The organism is Helicobacter fennelliae, from assembly GCF_900451005.1.
GTDB lineage: Bacteria > Campylobacterota > Campylobacteria > Campylobacterales > Helicobacteraceae > Helicobacter_B > Helicobacter_B fennelliae.
In genome coordinates this window covers 1,715,190-1,731,587 of record NZ_UGIB01000001.1, presented here as the reverse complement: position 1 = coordinate 1,731,587, position 16,398 = coordinate 1,715,190, and the positions used below count along the sequence as shown (strand labels likewise).

Genomic DNA, 16,398 nt, shown 5'->3' with positions numbered 1-16,398 from the left:
TTAGTCGATGAATTTTGGAATGAGTGCGATAAGATTTGTCGTGTAATCGATAAGCATATTAAGCATCCAAGGCATTGTAAAGATAACCACAGCAATAACGCCTAGAATCTTAGGCACAAATGAGAGTGTCATTTCATTGATTTGGGTGGTGGCTTGAAAAATACTAATCAAAAGCCCGATCACAAGCCCTGTCGCCAAAATCGGAAGCGATATAAGAAGGGTGATTTTGTATGATTCGATAGCAAGTGCCATAAGCTGACCTTCCATGGTTTCTCCTTTTTTGTTATCTCATTTATGTATAGAATTATTCTAGCTTTTGGGTGAATTTCGCGCTTTTTGCTTTCATTTCAGCGTAAAATCAAATCAATACAAAATCTAGATTCTATAAAACATCAAGATATTTTAGATTCAAAGATTCTATGAAAAAAGATTATATCACATTATTGGATTTTGATAATCTCTCTTAAGCGAATTGGAGTAAAATCTATCTCCTCGCAGCTTACATTAATGCAGAATCTATTGTAAGTTTTTTTGGAATGTGTGTGTCCGTGAATGTTGAGACTGCAATCTAGGATTTTGTATATCTCATCTAAAATATCTCGCGCATGCTCGAAGCGATCGTTTTTTTTGCGATTCATCACAGGAAAATGGCTAAACATTATGCGCTCACTGCCAAAATCCGCAATGATAGCATTGATATAAGGATTTTTAAGCTCTGATCCAAATTTTTTGATAAGCTTTGCGTGGAATCTTTCTTTTTGCTGGATTTTGAGCGAGATTTTGTTGCAGACTTTCCAATCATGCATTTTTTTGACATATTTAAATTTGCCAATGTCATTATTACCCACCACAAGTCGCTTAAATCCATTGAGCTTGGGTAGGTATTTGTATCCATCATCAAAATACAAATCCCCCAAATGAAGCACCAAATCCGAATCGCCCACAACTTGATTCCAATTATATACACTCATATCATCAAAGACTTTAAATCCACATTGCTTGGTGACGACTTTTCGTATCGGCTCTTTTTTGAGGACGGCTTTATGTCCAAAGTGCGTATCTGAAATCAAAAATGTCTCAAGAGTGATTTTAAAGCTCATGTTGTTTGAAAAACTCCTGTGGCGTGATTGTTTGAGTGATTTTTCCTTCTTCAAGGCAATACACGCGCTTAGCAAGAGAGATTGTGCTTGGGCGGTGTGCGATAAGGATAATGATTTTGTCTTTTTTGATAGATTCTATCGTCATTCTAATCGCCTCTTCGGTTTTAATATCAAGGGCTGAAGTCGCTTCATCAAAAATCAGCACATCACTATTTTTGTAAATCGCTCTTGCAATAGCAATTCTTTGTCTTTGCCCGCCACTTAAATTTGTGCCAAACTCATCAAGCACGCAATGGATTCCGCCTTTTAGATTCTCTACAAAATCCCACATTTGAGCTTTTTTGAGGCTATCTATCACTCTTTGCTCATCGATTTGACTTCCATAGGCTACATTTGCAGCGATACTATCATGAAAAATAAAAATTCTTTGCGTAACGATAGTGATATTATCTCGCAAATTGTGTTGCTGCAAGTCTTTTATATTTGTATTGTTGATTAAGATTTCTCCGCTACTTGCGTCATAAAGCCGTAGAATCATATTTACAAGAGAGCTTTTTCCGCTACCACTTTTGCCTACAAGCGCGATGACTTCATCTTTTTGGACTTGAAGGCTCACACCATTGAGTGCTGCGACATCATCATAATGCAGATGAATATCATTGATTGTGATGGATTGGATTGGCTGGGAGAGCGTGAGTGTGCCATCGATGATTTTTGGGCGCATATCCAAAATCTCACCTATACGCTCACCTCCCACAAGCGCGTCTTGAAAGCTTGTAAGAATGCCAATAAGTCGCTTTATAGGCGTATAAAGCATAAATAAAGCCGTAGTAAATGCGCCAAAATCGCCGGCTGTCATATTACCATTAATCACTTCAGATCCACCGACAAAAATCACAAGCCCTAGTCCTATCGCTCCCAAAGTCTCCATTAATGGACCATTGAGCCCGCCAACTAAAGTGGCTTTCATACCGAGCTTAAAGAAATACATATTTTCTTTTTGGTAATGCTGCATTTCAAGATTCTCGCCATTATTGGCTTTGATGACTTCTGCGTTATTAAAAATTTCAGAGAGTTTGGCAGTAATATCTGAATTTTTTGCTTGCGTTTTATGAGAGATTTTTTTGAGGTATTTGATAATCATTACAATCGGCACAACGCCAAGTGGCACGACAATAAGAGAAAAAAGCGCGAGTCTTGGATTATGCACGATAACAACACAAAGCAGGGCGATCACAGTTAAAGCTTCTCGTATAAATTCTGCAAAATAATTTGACACTGCCGCACGCACCAAGCCTATATCATTAGTAATCCTTGCGATAAGCTCGCCTTTACGCATTTTGTTGAAAAACTCTAAATCCAGGCTTAGCATGTGACACAATACATCTTCTCGAATGCGACGAACAATATCTAGTCCAATATAATTGACAAAATAGTTTTGCGCGTATGTGCCTAAGCTTTTGCCAAAGTATGCGCCGACCAAAAGCAATGGCAGGAGTTTAAGCATAAAGTCGTTTTTATTGACAAAAATATCATCTAAAACAGGCTTCACAAGATATGCAGAATACGCTGTGCAGCCGGCAGTAAGCCCGCTTGCAAGCACGACAAAAAAGAAAAAAAGATAATAATCTTTGATGTATGGATAAAATCGTTTATAAAAACTTTTCAAGCTCAAACCTCACTTAGCAAACTTCAAATCCAGAATCTAAAATCGCTTCTTTGATTTGCTCTAATGTCGCAGGGCTTTCAAACTCTACGCTGACTTCTTTTGTGCTTAAAGACACTTCAGTGTTTTTCACGCCTTTGAGTTCATTGACAAAAGTTTTGATTTTGTTTTCGCAATGCGCGCAATTCATTCCATTGACTTTGAGTGTTTCTTTCATTTTTATCCTTTGATGTGAATTTATTTAAATTTCCGCAATCTTTGCGCATTAAGCACGACACTTACGCTACTTAAGCTCATCGCAAAAGCAGCGACCATTGGGTTAAGCAAAATCCCAAATCCATATAATGCTCCACATGCTAATGGAATGCAGATGATATTATAACAAAAAGCCCAAAATAGATTCTCTTTTATGTTTTTAACGACTGCTTTTGAGAGTCGCAAGATATAATCAATGCGATTGAGGTCGTGATTAAAAATCACAATATCTGCTGTTTTTTCGCTCACATCGCTTGCATTAGAAAAGCTTAATGACGCATCTGAAGCCTCTAATGCGCCCACATCATTTATGCCATCGCCTACCATCATCACGACATTGCCTTTGGCTTTGAGATCTTGGATAAAGTGGAATTTATCTTTAGGCTTAGCATTTGCCCTAAATTGTTCAATGCCTAATGCTTGCGCGATACGAGCGGTATTGAATTGATTGTCTCCACTTAAAATATATGGTGTGATGAGGTTGTTTTTTAGCTTTGGAATCAATGAAAATGCAGAATCTTTAATGCTATCTTCTAAAAATATAACGCCTAGAATCTCATACAAATCACCGCGCTTTTTGGCTACATAAATGTGCAATAAAGCTTGATTATTTTGCAAAACTTCTAGATTCTGCGAAAAAAGCTCTTTGCTTCCGACTACATAGTCTTCACCATTATAAGTTGCTTGGATTCCATAGCCTACGAGAGATTTGAAGTTTTGGCAAACTTTTGGCTCTATATGAGAATCTTTGGCTTGTTTTAAAATCGCCTTAGCGATGAGATGCTCGCTTCCTTGCTCAATTCCCGCGCATAACGAGAGAATCTCATTTTCGCTTACATTACTCAAACTTTGGATTTTTTGGATATGAAGCTCTGCTTTTGTGAGTGTGCCTGTTTTGTCAAATACGATGCTTGTTACATTTCGCGTGATTTCTAAAATGCTTGATTTTTTGAGAAAAATACCTTGCTTGTTGGCTAAAGTATTGCCAAGCATAATCGCCATAGGTGTAGCAAGTCCCAAAGCGCAAGGGCAAGAGATCACAAGCACACTGATAAAAATCTCAAATCCAAATGTAAAATCCTTAAAAATGCCCCATATAATTCCTGCTATAAGCGCGATACCAATCACGCTTGGGACAAAAATTGCTGAGACTCTATCAGCAAGACGCGAGATTTGGGTTTTGGAATTTGTGGCTTCTTGGATAAGTGCGATAATCGCGCTAAGTGTGCTATGCGCGCTTGTTGTGGTGGCTTTGATGATAAACGATTGGCTTGTATTGAGACTTCCAGCAAAGACTTTGTCATTTGGCTTTTTAAACACAGGCAAAACTTCGCCACTTAGCATGGATTCATCAACCCCACCCTCACCACTAATAAGCACTCCATCTACGGGAATATAGCTGTGTGGCAGAATCTTTATACAATCATCAACTTGGATTTGATCTATTGGGATAGATTTTTGATTATTATCAGAATCTATAATGAGGGCTTGCTTTTCGTTGCGAGCTAAAAGGGCTTTGATTGCTTCATTAGCATTATTTTTGGCTTTGTGTTCGATTGTTTTGCCAAGCAGGACAAAGCAGAGGATCACACAAATGCTTTCAAAATAAAAATGATGCGTTGGAATACCCGCGATAAAATACCCCCACATCGAATACAAACTATAAATAAGCGCAGCACTTGTGCTTATGGCAATAAGCGTATCCATTGTTGGGGTTTTGGAAAATAGCCCTTTAAAACCTTTGATATAAAAATTTCGCCCCATATGCATAACAATAAGCGAGGCGCAGAGTTGAGAGAAGAGATTGATAGAAGGCATATCAAATGGCGCGATGAGAATCTGTGAAAACATCATCGGTAGCATTGAGAGATACAGCACAAAGCAAGTGAGAATCAAACTTATAGAAAGCCGTATTTTTGGTGGAAACAACCGCTTATCAAGCGCGCCAAATTGCCGAGTTTTTAGCAATGTAGCAATGGGTGTGTTTCTCACATCATCATTTTCGTGGAGAGTTGGCGTGTAGCCGAGTTTTTTGATGAGTGCAAAAATTTCATTGAGACTGATTTTGGTTTTGTCGTATTTGATAGAGGCGACTTTTGAGATGAGGTTGATTTTTGCCTCTGTAATAGAATCTTTACGCAAAAGTGATCGCTCGATTCCAGATGAGCAAGCCGAACAAGTCATTCCTTCGATAAAAAATTTAGCTTTTGCCATGAATATTCATTTTCCTTATGCGTTATTTGAGATAAGATCTTTCATTGAGAGATAGCTATTGAGTGCTGAGATATAAGCCTTAGCTGTCGCGCTCATCGTGTCTATATCAATGCCATGTCCGATAATGGCTCTACTTTTATTTTCAAACACGACTTTAACGACGACTTTTGCAAGCGCATCTTTGCCGCTTGTTATGGATTCTACTTTGTAGTCTTGGAGATGTCCTTGGATTTGGCTGATTCTATCGATGCTTTTAAGCACAGAATCTACCGCTCCATTGCCAAGTGCGGAATCGCTCACCTCATTTTCATCTTTATAAATGCTAATAGCCGCGCAATATTTACCGCTAGAGCAGGCACTCACTTGAATGATTCCTAGTGAGAAAATTTGTGGAATATGAAGCGTCTCTTCGCTTAAAATCGCTCGTATATCATCATCAAAAATTTCTTTTTTGCTATCACAAAGCACTTTAAATCGCTCAAATGCAGCAAGAAGCTCAGCATCACTTATGCCCTCAAAACCTAGCGATTTGATTTTGTCTTTGAAAGCGGCTTTGCCTGAATGTTTGCCTAGAATCAAGCCATTAGATTCTGGTATGCCTATATCGCAAGGTCGCATAATCTCGTAAGTTTGCGGGTGTTTAAGCATTCCATCTTGGTGGATTCCGCTTTCATGAGCAAATGCGTTTTTGCCAACGATTGCTTTATTTGGCTGTGGGCGGATACCAGTAATATCAGCGACAAGTTTGCTTGTCGGATAGATTTCTTTTGTGTTGATGTGAGTATCTAGGGCTGAATTTGTGCTTGTCAAAAACAAATCTTTGCGGGTTTTAAGGATCATGACTACTTCTTCTAATGCGGTATTTCCTGCGCGCTCGCCAAGTCCATTGATGGTGCATTCAACTTGTCTGACGCCATTTTGAATTGCTGCTATGGAGTTTGCCACAGCAAGCCCTAAGTCATTATGGCAGTGTATGGATAAAATAGCTCTATCGCCTATAAAGTTATGGATTTCTTTGATAAATGTCCCGATTTCATGTGGCAATCGATAGCCCACGGTATCGGGAAGATTGAGCGTATTTGCCCCCGCTTCAATCACAGCAGGCAAGATCTCTTTCAAAAATCCAATATCGCTCCGCAAAGCATCTTCACAGCTAAATTCTACATCTTGACATAGAGATTTGGCGTATTTGACAGCATTGACTGCTTTTTTGATGACTTCTTCGGGTTTGAGCTTGAGCTTGAACTCCATATGAATGGGGCTTGTGGCGATAAAGGTATGAATGGTTTTGTGGTGTGCTGGCGCGATCGCTTTGGCTGCGACATCAATGTCTGATTCCAGTGCCCTTGCAAGAGAGCAAACTGAGGCACTTGAGAGGCTTTGGGCTATTTGATTGATCGCTTCAAAATCTCCCGGGCTAGAGGCTGCAAATCCAGCCTCAATCACATCAACCCCGAGTTTTTCTAATTGTAAAGCAATTTTTATTTTTTCTTCGATATTCATCGAAGCACCCGGGCTTTGCTCTCCGTCTCGTAATGTTGTATCAAAAATTTTTATATATTCTTGCATGGCTTTCCTTTGGATTTAGGCTTATGACTATTTTAAGTGGGGGTATTAAGGCTTTTATGCTCTTTTTTTGACTATGACCTTACACATCATAATAACCCACCTTCCTATGCCATAGAGTATATATGAGCTTAAAATCGCACAAAAAATTTCAACATACAATTTTGAACTAATGATTAATGCTAGGGCGATAAGAAGCGTGGTGAAAATTTTTAGATTCCACTTGATTTTTTTGAAGCTTGGATAGCGGATATTGCTTACCATAAGTATGCTGACGATAAAAGTCAAAACAAGCAAAAGATAGCTAAATGAGCTTACAAAAAGATTGTAGCGGAGATCAACGAGAATCCAAAGCACAATAATCACTGCGGCTGTTGGGATTGGCAAGCCTATGAAAGTATTTGGTTCTGCGTTTATGGTTGTGATATTGAAGCGAGCAAGTCGGATCGCACCAAAAATCACAAAAAGCGCGCAAGTAAATATGCGATACAATCCATACGCGCCATCAAATCCATAATTTGCGCCAATGGTTGGAATGTAATAATACACAAGCATAGCTGGTGCGACGCCAAACGCAACAATATCTGCTAATGAGTCAAATTCTATGCCAAATTTACTTGAAGTATTTGTCAGCCGAGCCACGCGCCCATCAAGCCCATCAAAAATCATAGATACAACAATCAACCAAGCCGCCCACTCAAAAGACGCATTTGAGGCAAGCATAATGCTGACGATTCCAAAAAAAATACTTCCAGCTGTAAAAAAATTTGGCAAAATATAAAGAGGATTGATATTCATTTGAGGTATCCTATAATGCTTTGACCGCTTATTATTTTATCTCCGACATTGATACATATATCAACTTGTGGTTTTGTGATGTGAAGCTGAAGTTCGCCAACTTTCATAAAGCCCACTCTTTGTCCTATCGCGACATGCAAAGCATTAGAGCCATTGATAGAAGAGGGCGCAAAAACTTTTGGCAAGATAAGCATTTCAAAATGCGCGCCTTTGATTTTTATTTGCTGATTGAGCTTTTTCCATAAATCTGAAAAATACAGCAAAAGCCCTGATTTTTGTGTGATTTTTATGGTTTTAGATTCTAGTGGTAGTCGGATAAAGCCCGCGTCAAAAAAACGGACTTTGATTGTGATAAGGCAAGATTTTTCGGTTTTTTCTATGCCAATCACTTCGCCATCAATGGGTGCTAAGATGATGTTATCTTTTTGCATGGCGATGCGCTCAGGATTTCTAAACGCCCAGCACCACAACAAAATCCCTACAACTCCCAAAAACAAGCCAAATGAAAAATCAACAAAAAAGCAAAATAGAATCCAGATAAAAAATGCAATAATGCCATTTAGAGATTCTTTGGCTACGATTTGTATTCCATTCATTATGCCTCCTCCATTGGTTTTAGTTGGTTTATAAGTTTTAGCGTTTATGCTTCTATACTTCCTCAGTTTCTTCTTCTTTGATGAGGCGCGAGGGTATATTATGCTCCTCTTCAAATGCAAGTATAATCTCTCGGACTTTTTCTCCGTCGATCACTTCTTTTTCAAAGAGCTCTTTGACCATTTTTTGGATAGCTCCATCATATTCTTGCAGAATCTGTTTTACTGCTTTGAAGCGATAATTGAGCGTTTGTCTGACAAAGTTATCCACATTTTCGGCAGTTTTTTCGCTAAATTCTCTTGCATTACCAAATCCACCGCCTAAAAACGCGTTGCGTTGCTTCTCTAGCACCATTAAGCCATTTTCATCAGTCATTCCATAATAGCTAATCATTGCTTTGAGAATATCTGTCGCTCGCTCTAAGTCATTGCTCGCACCTGTGGAAATCTCTCCCAAAAACACATCTTCTGCAGCCCTTCCGCCCAAAAGCACATCAACTTCTGCCAAAAGCTCGTGTCGTTGCATAAGATATTTGTTTTCTTCGGGGGTATTGAGCGTATATCCTAAAGCTGCCATTCCTCTAGGAATGATTGAGACTTTATTGACTTTTGATGCACCTTTTGTCATTTCAGCAATAAGAGCATGTCCGCTTTCATGATAGGCGACTATTTTTTCTCTTTTGGAGAGATTCTGCGGGTTTTTTTCTCAAGTCCAGCTATGCCTCGCTCTACGGCTTCTTTGAGGTTGGCTTGTGAGACTTGCTTTTGATTGCTTCTTCCTGCAAGTAAAGCAGCTTCATTGATGATATTTGCCAAATCCGCTCCTGCAAGCCCAGCTGTGAGTTTTGCGATTTCTTCCAAATCCACATCTCGAGCGAGTTTGACAGATTTGATATGGACTTTGAGAATCTCAACTCGCCCATTAAAATCTGGCTTATCCACCAAAACCTGCCGATCAAATCGACCCGGACGCAAAAGCGCAGGATCAAGCACTTCAGGGCGATTTGTGGCGGCTAAGACGATCACAGGCGCGTTTTCGCTTCCAAATCCGTCCATTTCTGCTAGAAGTTGATTAAGGGTTTGCTCTCGCTCATCATTACCGCTAATCATTCCGCCTGCTGCGCGAGATTTACCAATCGCATCAATTTCATCGATAAAAATAATGCTTGGTGCTTCTTTTTTAGCCATTTCAAATAAATCCCTCACTCTGCTTGCGCCAAGTCCGACAAACATTTCAATAAAGCTACTTCCACTCATCGAAAAAAATGGCACATTCGCTTCACCTGCCACAGCTTTGGCAAGCAGGGTTTTTCCTGTGCCCGGAGGTCCTACAAGCAAAACACCTTTTGGTATTTTTGCGCCAACAGCAGCGTATCGATCGGGGTATTTGAGAAAATCAACGATTTCGACAACTTCTTCTTTTGCCTCTTCATTTCCAGCCATATCATCAAATTTCACTTTTGGTTTTTCGGCATTGACAAGTTTTTTGCTACTTCCCATACCAAAGATTCCGCCGCCCATATTTTTTTGCATACGATTTGCCAAAAACATCCAAAGTCCCAAAAACACAAAAATAGGCAAGAGCCAACCGAGCATATCTGTAAAAAAGTTTGATTCACTAAAGCCACCATAGGTGATTTTATTTTCTTCCAAAAGTGGAACAAGCGATGTATCAGCGACTTTTCTTGCGATATAGGTTACTGCGCGACCATTCATATCGATACCATTTGCTTTGATTATTGTTTGTCCGATACTTACGCTACTGACTTGTTTGCTTGCTATAAGTTGTTTGAGCTCATAATATTCAATGTTTTTTGTCGAGCCACCGCTAAAGCCTCCACTAAACATTCCACTAGAATCTGAGCTTGTAAATTTGATAATAAGCATAGCAACAATCGCAAATACAATAAAAAGTAAAATTGGATTCTGTTTTATGGGTGGTTTTTTGTCATTGGGATTTTCATTTGGTGTCATTTTTTCCTCATTTTCTTATTTGTTTTAAATATAACTAAAATCTCGATTATAGTATATTTGGATTAATCTTCTTCCTTTAAAACTAACTTTAAGCTAGCCCATTCATCTTTGAGTCGTTTTTCTTGCACTTCAAAATCTTTGAAAACATCGATAACTTGGTTTATCTTGCTTTCTATGATGCCAGAGAGAATCAAAATCCCTTGTTTTTTTAAGGCGTTTTTAAAATCATTATGAAGAATGATAATTATATCAGCAAGAATATTTGCACAAATCACATCATAGTGTTGGGTTGCGCACTCTATCGAGCCTTCCCAAATGTTATATGCTGTGATTGCATTGAGTGCGAAGTTTTTGCGAGATTCTGCTATGGCAAGTGCATCGACATCGCACGCATCAATGTTTGCCCCCTTTTTTGCCATGACAATACTTAAGATTCCGCTTCCGCAGCCGACATCTAGCGCGGTTTTGTCGGAGAGATTGAGATTTTGCAATAATTCAATACACATAAAAGTGCTTGCATGATGTCCAGAGCCAAACGCAAGGGCAGGGTCGATTGTGATATTGATAGCGTTTTTTTGGGGCGGATACCATGATGGGTGGATATAGAAGTTTTCACATTGTATCGGTGTAACGCTTTTGCGATATGCTTCAATCCAATCGATATTGTGTTTGGTTTGTGTGTAGTAGGCAAATCCGATATGTTGAGAAGTCCTCATTGAAAGAGTGTCGCTAAAGTCTTTTAGCGTATTGATAAGTGGGCTTGGATTCTGCTCTAGGCGGAGGATAATCGCAGTGGAGTTTTGCGGAAAAGATGAGAGATTATAAAAGCTAAAATCTTGATTGTGTTGCGATAGTTTTGATGAAGAAATCTCTTCGATAGCTTGGTTTGTCTGCTCGATGATAAAATCTATAAATATGTCAGATAGGGCATTTGGAATGATGAGGGTTTCAAAATAATCTTCCAAATTTATTCTTTATATTATCTTTAAATAATGCAAGTGCGTATCAATCATTCACGCCCAAAACAACTTCAAGCTTTTCTTTTAAGACTTGAGGAGTAAATGGCTTCACGATATAGTTATTGACCCCGGCTTTAAGCGCGGTGATGACTTCTGCTTTTCCGCCTTCTGTCGTAACCATAATAATAGGAATGTCTTTGTATCGCTCATCTGATCGGACTTTTTTGACAAGCTCCAGCCCATTCATTTCTGGCATATTCCAGTCTGTGATAAGAACTTGAACATTTTGTGTGCTATCTAAAATCTCCCAAGCTTGAACGCCATGCTCAGCTTCTAAAATATCTTCGTATCCTAGTCGTTGCAAAGTGTTTTTAATAATTCTGCGCATAGTTGAGCTATCATCAACAACTAATATTTTCAAGCTATCTCCTTTATGAATTTGTCAATTTAAATATGCATTCAAATATAAAATCGCAACTTAAAAATAGAATTTTAGCATAAAAATTTAATATTACATAATATATATTTTGATTGTTATTTGAGTATTTCAAAAACTTCCTCAAGTTTTATTTTGCCCTCATAGAATGCTTTACCGATGATAAGCCCGCCTTGTATTCCTTTTTGGGTGAATGCTTTTGATAGATTTTTGATCTCATCAATGCTTGCAAATCCGCCACTTGCAATCACAAAACATTGGCTTGCTTCTGCCATTTTTAAAGTAAAATCCACATTGATTCCACTTAGCGCACCATCTCTTACAATATCAGTGCAGATGATAGCCTGAATGCCAGAATCTCTAAAGTCTTTCGCCAAAGCAAATGCATCAGTTTGCCCGACTTCTATCCAGCCTTGTGTGGCGACTTTGCCATCTTTTGCGTCAATGCCAATAGCAATGGGGTATTTCTCCGCCATTTGTTTTGCAAATTCTGGATTCTCCAATGCCATAGAGCCTAATATAATACGATTAATGCCTAAATGCAGATACATTTTTATCGTGTCTTCATTTCGGATTCCGCCTCCAAGCTGTATTTTGAGATTTGTTGCTTGTCGTATTTTTTTGATAGATTCTAGATTCTGTGCTGATCCTTTGAATGCCCCGTCTAAATCCACAATATGTATCCATTTTGCCCCGATTGATTCGAAGTATTGTGCAAATTCAACGCAATCCCCATAAATTTTTGCGCTCTGCATTTCGCCTTTTAGTAGTCGCACAGCCTTGCCATCTTTTAAATCAATAGCTGGAAAAATCTCTACCATAGCTCACCTCTTTATAGAATCTATCAGAATCTATATAAAATTTGTTTATCGCAAGATTATCACTTTTGTGTAATTTTTGCTAAAATTTCGGCATAAATTTGAGATAAACAACATCATAAATCAATAAAAATTATTATAGAGTTTGGATTTGGAATCTAGTAAGGAGTGTGAATGGATAAATTATTAAAATGCTTTGAATATCTCAAGCCTTATCATAATGATATGCTTGATACCATTGGCATTATTATAGAGTTGTGTGCGTTGAAGGTATTTAAGCCAGAGAGTGTGTCTAAACTTTTGCTTTTGGATAAACACAGAATCTATACAAATCTTTGTGATGAGCTAAAAACAATCATTGAGCCAGAGCTCTACATCGCCCCAAATTCCAAAATCAACGCCCAAAAAATCCTCAAAATGCTTGAATCTGAGTTGATTACAAATGATAAAATCGAGCAGTTTTTGCATATCATCACCCAAAAAAAGACCACAAATAAATTATATTTTTACTCCACACCTTGCGAGATCAATCAGCTTTTAGTCGGGATTTTAGACATCAAAGACAATGATGAGATTTATAATCCATGCTATGGCATAGGAAGCGTGTTTTTAAGCTTAGCAAGTATCACACCAAATATCGCACTTTATGGCGAAGAGCTAGATTCTAAGCTTTCTCATATCGCAAAGCTGATTGCAAAGCTTAGCCAAATCCAAAGCACACACCTTTATGTGAGCGATATTCTCGCATACCCTGTGTTTAAAGACAAAAACACATACCGCTTGTTTGATAAGATTTTGTGTAATCCGCCATTAAACGCGTATATGGGCGTGGAATTTCTAAAAGATGATGAGCGATTTAGCAAGGTTGGAATCTTAGTCAAAACCTACCCAGAGCTAGCCTTTCTTACGCATTCTTTGGCACATCTTAAGACAAAGGGCGTTTTTATTGTGAGGAATCAAACCCTGCTAAAATCTTCACTTGAAGGTAAAATGCGCGAGCGATTATGCGAAGAGCGAATGATTGAGGCGATTATTGAATTACCCAAAAATATCTTTCCACACCAAAGCCATGATTTTTCTTTGCTTGTGATTTCTTATGATAATGATACGATTCTGCATATCAATGTCAATAATCCGCATTTCTACTGCAAAGATGGCAAATACAATCGCATAATTAATGTAAATGAGATTTTGCAGATCTATCATCAAAAGCTTCAGACTGAATACTCAACGCTAACACCAATAGATACTATCACTACGCAAGATTTGCGCGCGCATACTTATGTCAATAAGCTCATCACCCCGACCTCACAATCACAAACCATAGAATCTATCGGGATTGAGATCTTTCGAGGACAGCGCGTGAGTGGCGATGATCGGATTGATTTTGTGGATATAGGGATTGCAGATTTTGCGCCTTGTGGATTCACACAAGATGTCCAATCCACAAAGCACTATGGCAATATCGCAAAAATCAAAAAATACCAAATCAAGCCTTATGATATTTTGCTCTCGCTTCGAGGGGTTGTGCCAAAGCTGGCTATTCTTGGCGAGATAAATCAAATATGTGTCGTCAATGCGGGCATTATCGTCTTGCGCACAAAAGACAGACAATCAGCCATTGGATTGTATTGTTATTTGTTTTCAAAGCAGGGGGAAGAAGCCTTGAAGCAAATCTATCAAGATTCTCATGATAGCTCGATTAATATCCAAAGTCTTTTGGCTTTGCCACTTCCGCAGAATTACGCAAAAAACGCAGAATCTATGATGCAAAAACTCAATATCATGCGCCAGAAAATCTTTGAATTGCAGCAAGAAATCGAGCAGCTCAAGGAGTAAGCTTGAATCTCAAAGTCTCGCAAATCCGCGATATAAGCCATGGAGAGAATTTTTGCGCGATTGAGCCTGTGAATTTGTATGAATGCACTTTTGGTAATCAAGTCTTTGTGGGTCCTTTTGTCGAAATCCAAAATAATGTATCTATCGGGGATTTTTGCAGAATCCAAAGCCATAGTTTTATCTGCGCTCTTACGCGCATTGGTAGCCATTGCTTCATCGGGCATGGGGTGGTGTTTATCAATGACTTATTTGAGCATGGCGCGCCAAATAGCGATCCTAATCAATGGAGGGGGGCGCATGTTGGCGATTATGTCAGCATTGGAAGCAATGCGACAATTTTGCCGGTGCGAATTTGCGATCATGTTGTTATTGGCGCAGGAAGCGTAGTAACAAAAGACATTGTAGATTCTGGGATTTATGCTGGGAATCCAGCTCGGAAAATAAGAGATTTAGATTCTAGAATCTAATTTACATATTTACATGTGATCCAAATCCTCTCTTTTTGCTTCTTTTTGCAGATTGCTTCGTTTAGGGCTTATCTTGTATTATTTTGGCGACGCATGAAAAGTAGCGACTAACTCGCTAAACTTGCAAAACTACAAAAATAAGCTAAAAATAGAGAATTTTTTAATGCTTGCTTGTGTTTGCATAGAATTAAAACTTGTCATTACTTGAGCGAGTGAGACGAACGAAGAATCCAGAAAGAATCGTCATTGCGAGGCTTCCGCTAGGAAGTCGTGGCAATCCATAGAATCTACTTTTAGATTCTAGGATTCTATGGAAATAAAATGAGCGCAAAAAAATCCTCTATTTTTAGGCAGATTTAGTCAGGGTTGTGTAGAAATTTTTAGACAAGCAAAAACACAAAAAATGTAACAATAGAGTTCATCGCAGGCTAAAAATTTCAAACTCCCTGAAATATGTCTTCTCAAGCAAAGCGTTCGGGCAAAGTCCTAGAGTTGCATAGCAAAAAAGAGAGGATTTAGATCACATGGAAATTAGAATCTAGAATCTAGTTCTATCTATCCTCAATACCATGAAAAAACACCTCAAGTGCGTATTTGATATAGTGCATCGGCTCTAATGCAAATGAATCTGGCTTATTCGTGATGAAATAAAAATGGATTATACCTGCAAAAGCGATAGTTGCGCTTTTTGTGTCAAGATTTTGGCGAAATTGTCCGCTTTGCTTGCCTGCCTCAAAGATTTGCGCAAAAAACTTCATCAAAATTTGTTGATTAGCGTGCAATTCCTCTTGCATAAAATCTTTGTGCTCGATCATATTTTGCAGAGCGATTTTGAGGATCAAAGGCTTTTCTTGGTGGAGTTTGGCAAGATGAGTCGCGCAGTATGTAAGCCGTGCTTTTGGCTCTGTTGGCGCAGAATCTAAGATTGTCAAAAGAGATTGGAAGCATGATTGCAAAACCGCTTTATATAAGCCTTCTTTGCCACCAAAATGATAGGAAATAGCCGAAAGATTAGCGTTTGCACTTTTGGCGATTGCGCGAGTTGAAGTAGCGTCAAACCCAATAAGCGCAAAATGTTCTAATCCTGCTTGCAAAATCGCTCTCCTTGTCTCCTCGCTCAAAGATCACCTCTTTATTTTGAATTAAATCTAAGAATCTTAGTTTAGCTTTTCAATCTTGATAAATCAATATGACAATACCCATTTGGATTTTTTTGGAGGTATTGCTGGTGGTAGGATTCTGCGAGGTAGTAGTTTGTGAGCTGTGCTATTTCTGTGAGGATTGGGGCGCGGTAGTTTGGCGCGATTTGCGCGAGATAAGATGTGATGATTGCCTCATCATTTAAGTCTGTGAAATACACGCCACTGCGGTATTGTGAGCCGATGTCATTGCCTTGTCTATGGTATAAAGTCGGATCTATAATCCCAAAAAATTCCTCTAAAATCTGCTCTAATACAATGCAAGTCTCATCATACACAACACGCACGCATTCAGTCGCATTTGTCGCTCCTGTGCAGACAAGCTCATAGCTTGGGTTTGGAATCTTAGTGTTTGCATAGCCTACGCTTGTGTATTTGACTCCTTGCAAATGTGAAAAATACGCCTCTACACCCCAAAAGCACCCGCCAGCTAGATAAATCTCTTTTGCGTAATTTACTTGGGGATTTATTTGATGATTTGATGGGTTTGATTGCATTATCATGTCTTAATTAT

At 38.7% G+C, this 16,398-nt stretch carries 16 protein-coding genes and 1 pseudogene; 2 read left to right on the top strand and 15 right to left on the bottom strand.

Going from position 1 to position 16,398, the window contains the following annotated elements:
• The 12 genes and pseudogenes from fliQ to hisA all read right to left on the bottom strand — a co-directional run bounded on the left by fliQ (position 1) and on the right by hisA (position 12,382).
• On the bottom strand, positions 1 to 267 hold the full coding sequence (gene fliQ, locus DY109_RS08565; protein ID WP_023948365.1) for a flagellar biosynthesis protein FliQ: 267 nt from the start codon (positions 265 to 267) through the stop codon (positions 1 to 3).
• A gap of 173 nt (positions 268 to 440) precedes the next feature.
• Positions 441 to 1,100, bottom strand: coding sequence for a metallophosphoesterase (locus DY109_RS08560; protein WP_023948364.1), 660 nt, complete (start codon positions 1,098 to 1,100; stop codon positions 441 to 443).
• Positions 1,090 to 2,769 carry an ABC transporter ATP-binding protein gene (locus DY109_RS08555; protein ID WP_023948363.1) on the bottom strand — a complete coding sequence of 560 codons (1,680 nt, stop codon included), beginning with the start codon at positions 2,767 to 2,769 and terminating at the stop codon, positions 1,090 to 1,092. Before DY109_RS08555 ends, DY109_RS08560 begins: the two co-directional genes overlap by 11 nt.
• Before the next feature lie 13 nt (positions 2,770 to 2,782).
• Positions 2,783 to 2,983: a copper ion binding protein gene (locus tag DY109_RS08550; RefSeq protein WP_023948362.1), complete on the bottom strand. Its 201-nt coding sequence runs from the start codon at positions 2,981 to 2,983 to the stop codon at positions 2,783 to 2,785.
• A gap of 20 nt (positions 2,984 to 3,003) precedes the next feature.
• Positions 3,004 to 5,235, bottom strand: a complete 2,232-nt coding sequence (locus tag DY109_RS08545) for a heavy metal translocating P-type ATPase (RefSeq protein WP_115737836.1) — start codon at positions 5,233 to 5,235, stop codon at positions 3,004 to 3,006.
• Between the two features lie 15 nt (positions 5,236 to 5,250).
• The gene (locus tag DY109_RS08540) at positions 5,251 to 6,804 is read right to left on the bottom strand and encodes a 2-isopropylmalate synthase (RefSeq protein WP_023948360.1); all 1,554 of its coding nucleotides are present in this window, start codon (positions 6,802 to 6,804) and stop codon (positions 5,251 to 5,253) included.
• A 54-nt stretch (positions 6,805 to 6,858) separates the two neighbouring features.
• Positions 6,859 to 7,599 (bottom strand): CDP-diacylglycerol--serine O-phosphatidyltransferase, encoded by a 741-nt coding sequence (gene pssA, locus DY109_RS08535; RefSeq protein ID WP_023948359.1) that lies wholly within the window; start codon positions 7,597 to 7,599, stop codon positions 6,859 to 6,861.
• The gene (locus DY109_RS08530) at positions 7,596 to 8,195 is read right to left on the bottom strand and encodes a phosphatidylserine decarboxylase (RefSeq protein WP_023948358.1); all 600 of its coding nucleotides are present in this window, start codon (positions 8,193 to 8,195) and stop codon (positions 7,596 to 7,598) included. Before DY109_RS08530 ends, pssA begins: the two co-directional genes overlap by 4 nt.
• Before the next feature lie 52 nt (positions 8,196 to 8,247).
• Positions 8,248 to 10,166, bottom strand: a pseudogene (gene ftsH / locus DY109_RS08525) (ATP-dependent zinc metalloprotease FtsH).
• A gap of 62 nt (positions 10,167 to 10,228) precedes the next feature.
• Positions 10,229 to 11,131, bottom strand: coding sequence for a 50S ribosomal protein L11 methyltransferase (locus DY109_RS08520; RefSeq protein ID WP_023948356.1), 903 nt, complete (start codon positions 11,129 to 11,131; stop codon positions 10,229 to 10,231).
• 40 nt (positions 11,132 to 11,171) lie between these two features.
• The gene (locus DY109_RS08515) at positions 11,172 to 11,546 is read right to left on the bottom strand and encodes a chemotaxis response regulator CheY (RefSeq protein ID WP_023948355.1); all 375 of its coding nucleotides are present in this window, start codon (positions 11,544 to 11,546) and stop codon (positions 11,172 to 11,174) included.
• Between the two features lie 113 nt (positions 11,547 to 11,659).
• Positions 11,660 to 12,382, bottom strand: a complete 723-nt coding sequence (gene hisA / locus DY109_RS08510) for a 1-(5-phosphoribosyl)-5-[(5-phosphoribosylamino)methylideneamino]imidazole-4-carboxamide isomerase (RefSeq protein WP_023948354.1) — start codon at positions 12,380 to 12,382, stop codon at positions 11,660 to 11,662.
• Between the two features lie 171 nt (positions 12,383 to 12,553).
• On the opposite strand from hisA, the gene DY109_RS08505 reads away from it, so the two are divergent.
• A complete protein-coding gene (locus DY109_RS08505) occupies positions 12,554 to 14,218 on the top strand; it encodes an N-6 DNA methylase (protein ID WP_023948353.1) in 1,665 nt (554 codons plus the stop codon).
• 2 nt (positions 14,219 to 14,220) lie between these two features.
• Positions 14,221 to 14,685 (top strand): acyltransferase, encoded by a 465-nt coding sequence (locus DY109_RS08500; RefSeq protein ID WP_023948352.1) that lies wholly within the window; start codon positions 14,221 to 14,223, stop codon positions 14,683 to 14,685.
• Positions 14,686 to 14,872: 187 nt separating this feature from the next.
• Here the strand turns inward: DY109_RS08500 and DY109_RS11560 are convergent, their stop codons facing one another.
• The 3 genes from DY109_RS11560 to msrA form a co-directional block, all read right to left on the bottom strand.
• The gene (locus DY109_RS11560; RefSeq protein ID WP_023948351.1) at positions 14,873 to 15,016 is read right to left on the bottom strand and encodes a hypothetical protein; all 144 of its coding nucleotides are present in this window, start codon (positions 15,014 to 15,016) and stop codon (positions 14,873 to 14,875) included.
• Positions 15,017 to 15,236: 220 nt separating this feature from the next.
• Positions 15,237 to 15,806, bottom strand: a complete 570-nt coding sequence (locus DY109_RS08495; RefSeq protein ID WP_023948350.1) for a TetR/AcrR family transcriptional regulator — start codon at positions 15,804 to 15,806, stop codon at positions 15,237 to 15,239.
• Positions 15,807 to 15,847: 41 nt separating this feature from the next.
• Positions 15,848 to 16,381, bottom strand: a complete 534-nt coding sequence (gene msrA / locus DY109_RS08490; RefSeq protein ID WP_023948349.1) for a peptide-methionine (S)-S-oxide reductase MsrA — start codon at positions 16,379 to 16,381, stop codon at positions 15,848 to 15,850.
• Positions 16,382 to 16,398: the final 17 nt, after the last annotated feature.

What these genes read in the sequence shown, in the direction of transcription:
- fliQ (WP_023948365.1), bottom strand. Translation starts at nt 267, where the DNA reads ATGGAAGGTCAGCTTATGGCACTTGCTATCGAATCATACAAAATCACC.
- DY109_RS08560 (WP_023948364.1), bottom strand. Translation starts at nt 1,100, where the DNA reads ATGAGCTTTAAAATCACTCTTGAGACATTTTTGATTTCAGATACGCAC.
- DY109_RS08550 (WP_023948362.1), bottom strand. Translation starts at nt 2,983, where the DNA reads ATGAAAGAAACACTCAAAGTCAATGGAATGAATTGCGCGCATTGCGAA.
- DY109_RS08545 (WP_115737836.1), bottom strand. Translation starts at nt 5,235, where the DNA reads ATGGCAAAAGCTAAATTTTTTATCGAAGGAATGACTTGTTCGGCTTGC.
- DY109_RS08540 (WP_023948360.1), bottom strand. Translation starts at nt 6,804, where the DNA reads ATGCAAGAATATATAAAAATTTTTGATACAACATTACGAGACGGAGAG.
- pssA (WP_023948359.1), bottom strand. Translation starts at nt 7,599, where the DNA reads ATGAATATCAATCCTCTTTATATTTTGCCAAATTTTTTTACAGCTGGA.
- DY109_RS08530 (WP_023948358.1), bottom strand. Translation starts at nt 8,195, where the DNA reads ATGAATGGAATACAAATCGTAGCCAAAGAATCTCTAAATGGCATTATT.
- hisA (WP_023948354.1), bottom strand. Translation starts at nt 12,382, where the DNA reads ATGGTAGAGATTTTTCCAGCTATTGATTTAAAAGATGGCAAGGCTGTG.
- DY109_RS08505 (WP_023948353.1), top strand. Translation starts at nt 12,554, where the DNA reads ATGGATAAATTATTAAAATGCTTTGAATATCTCAAGCCTTATCATAAT.
- msrA (WP_023948349.1), bottom strand. Translation starts at nt 16,381, where the DNA reads ATGCAATCAAACCCATCAAATCATCAAATAAATCCCCAAGTAAATTAC.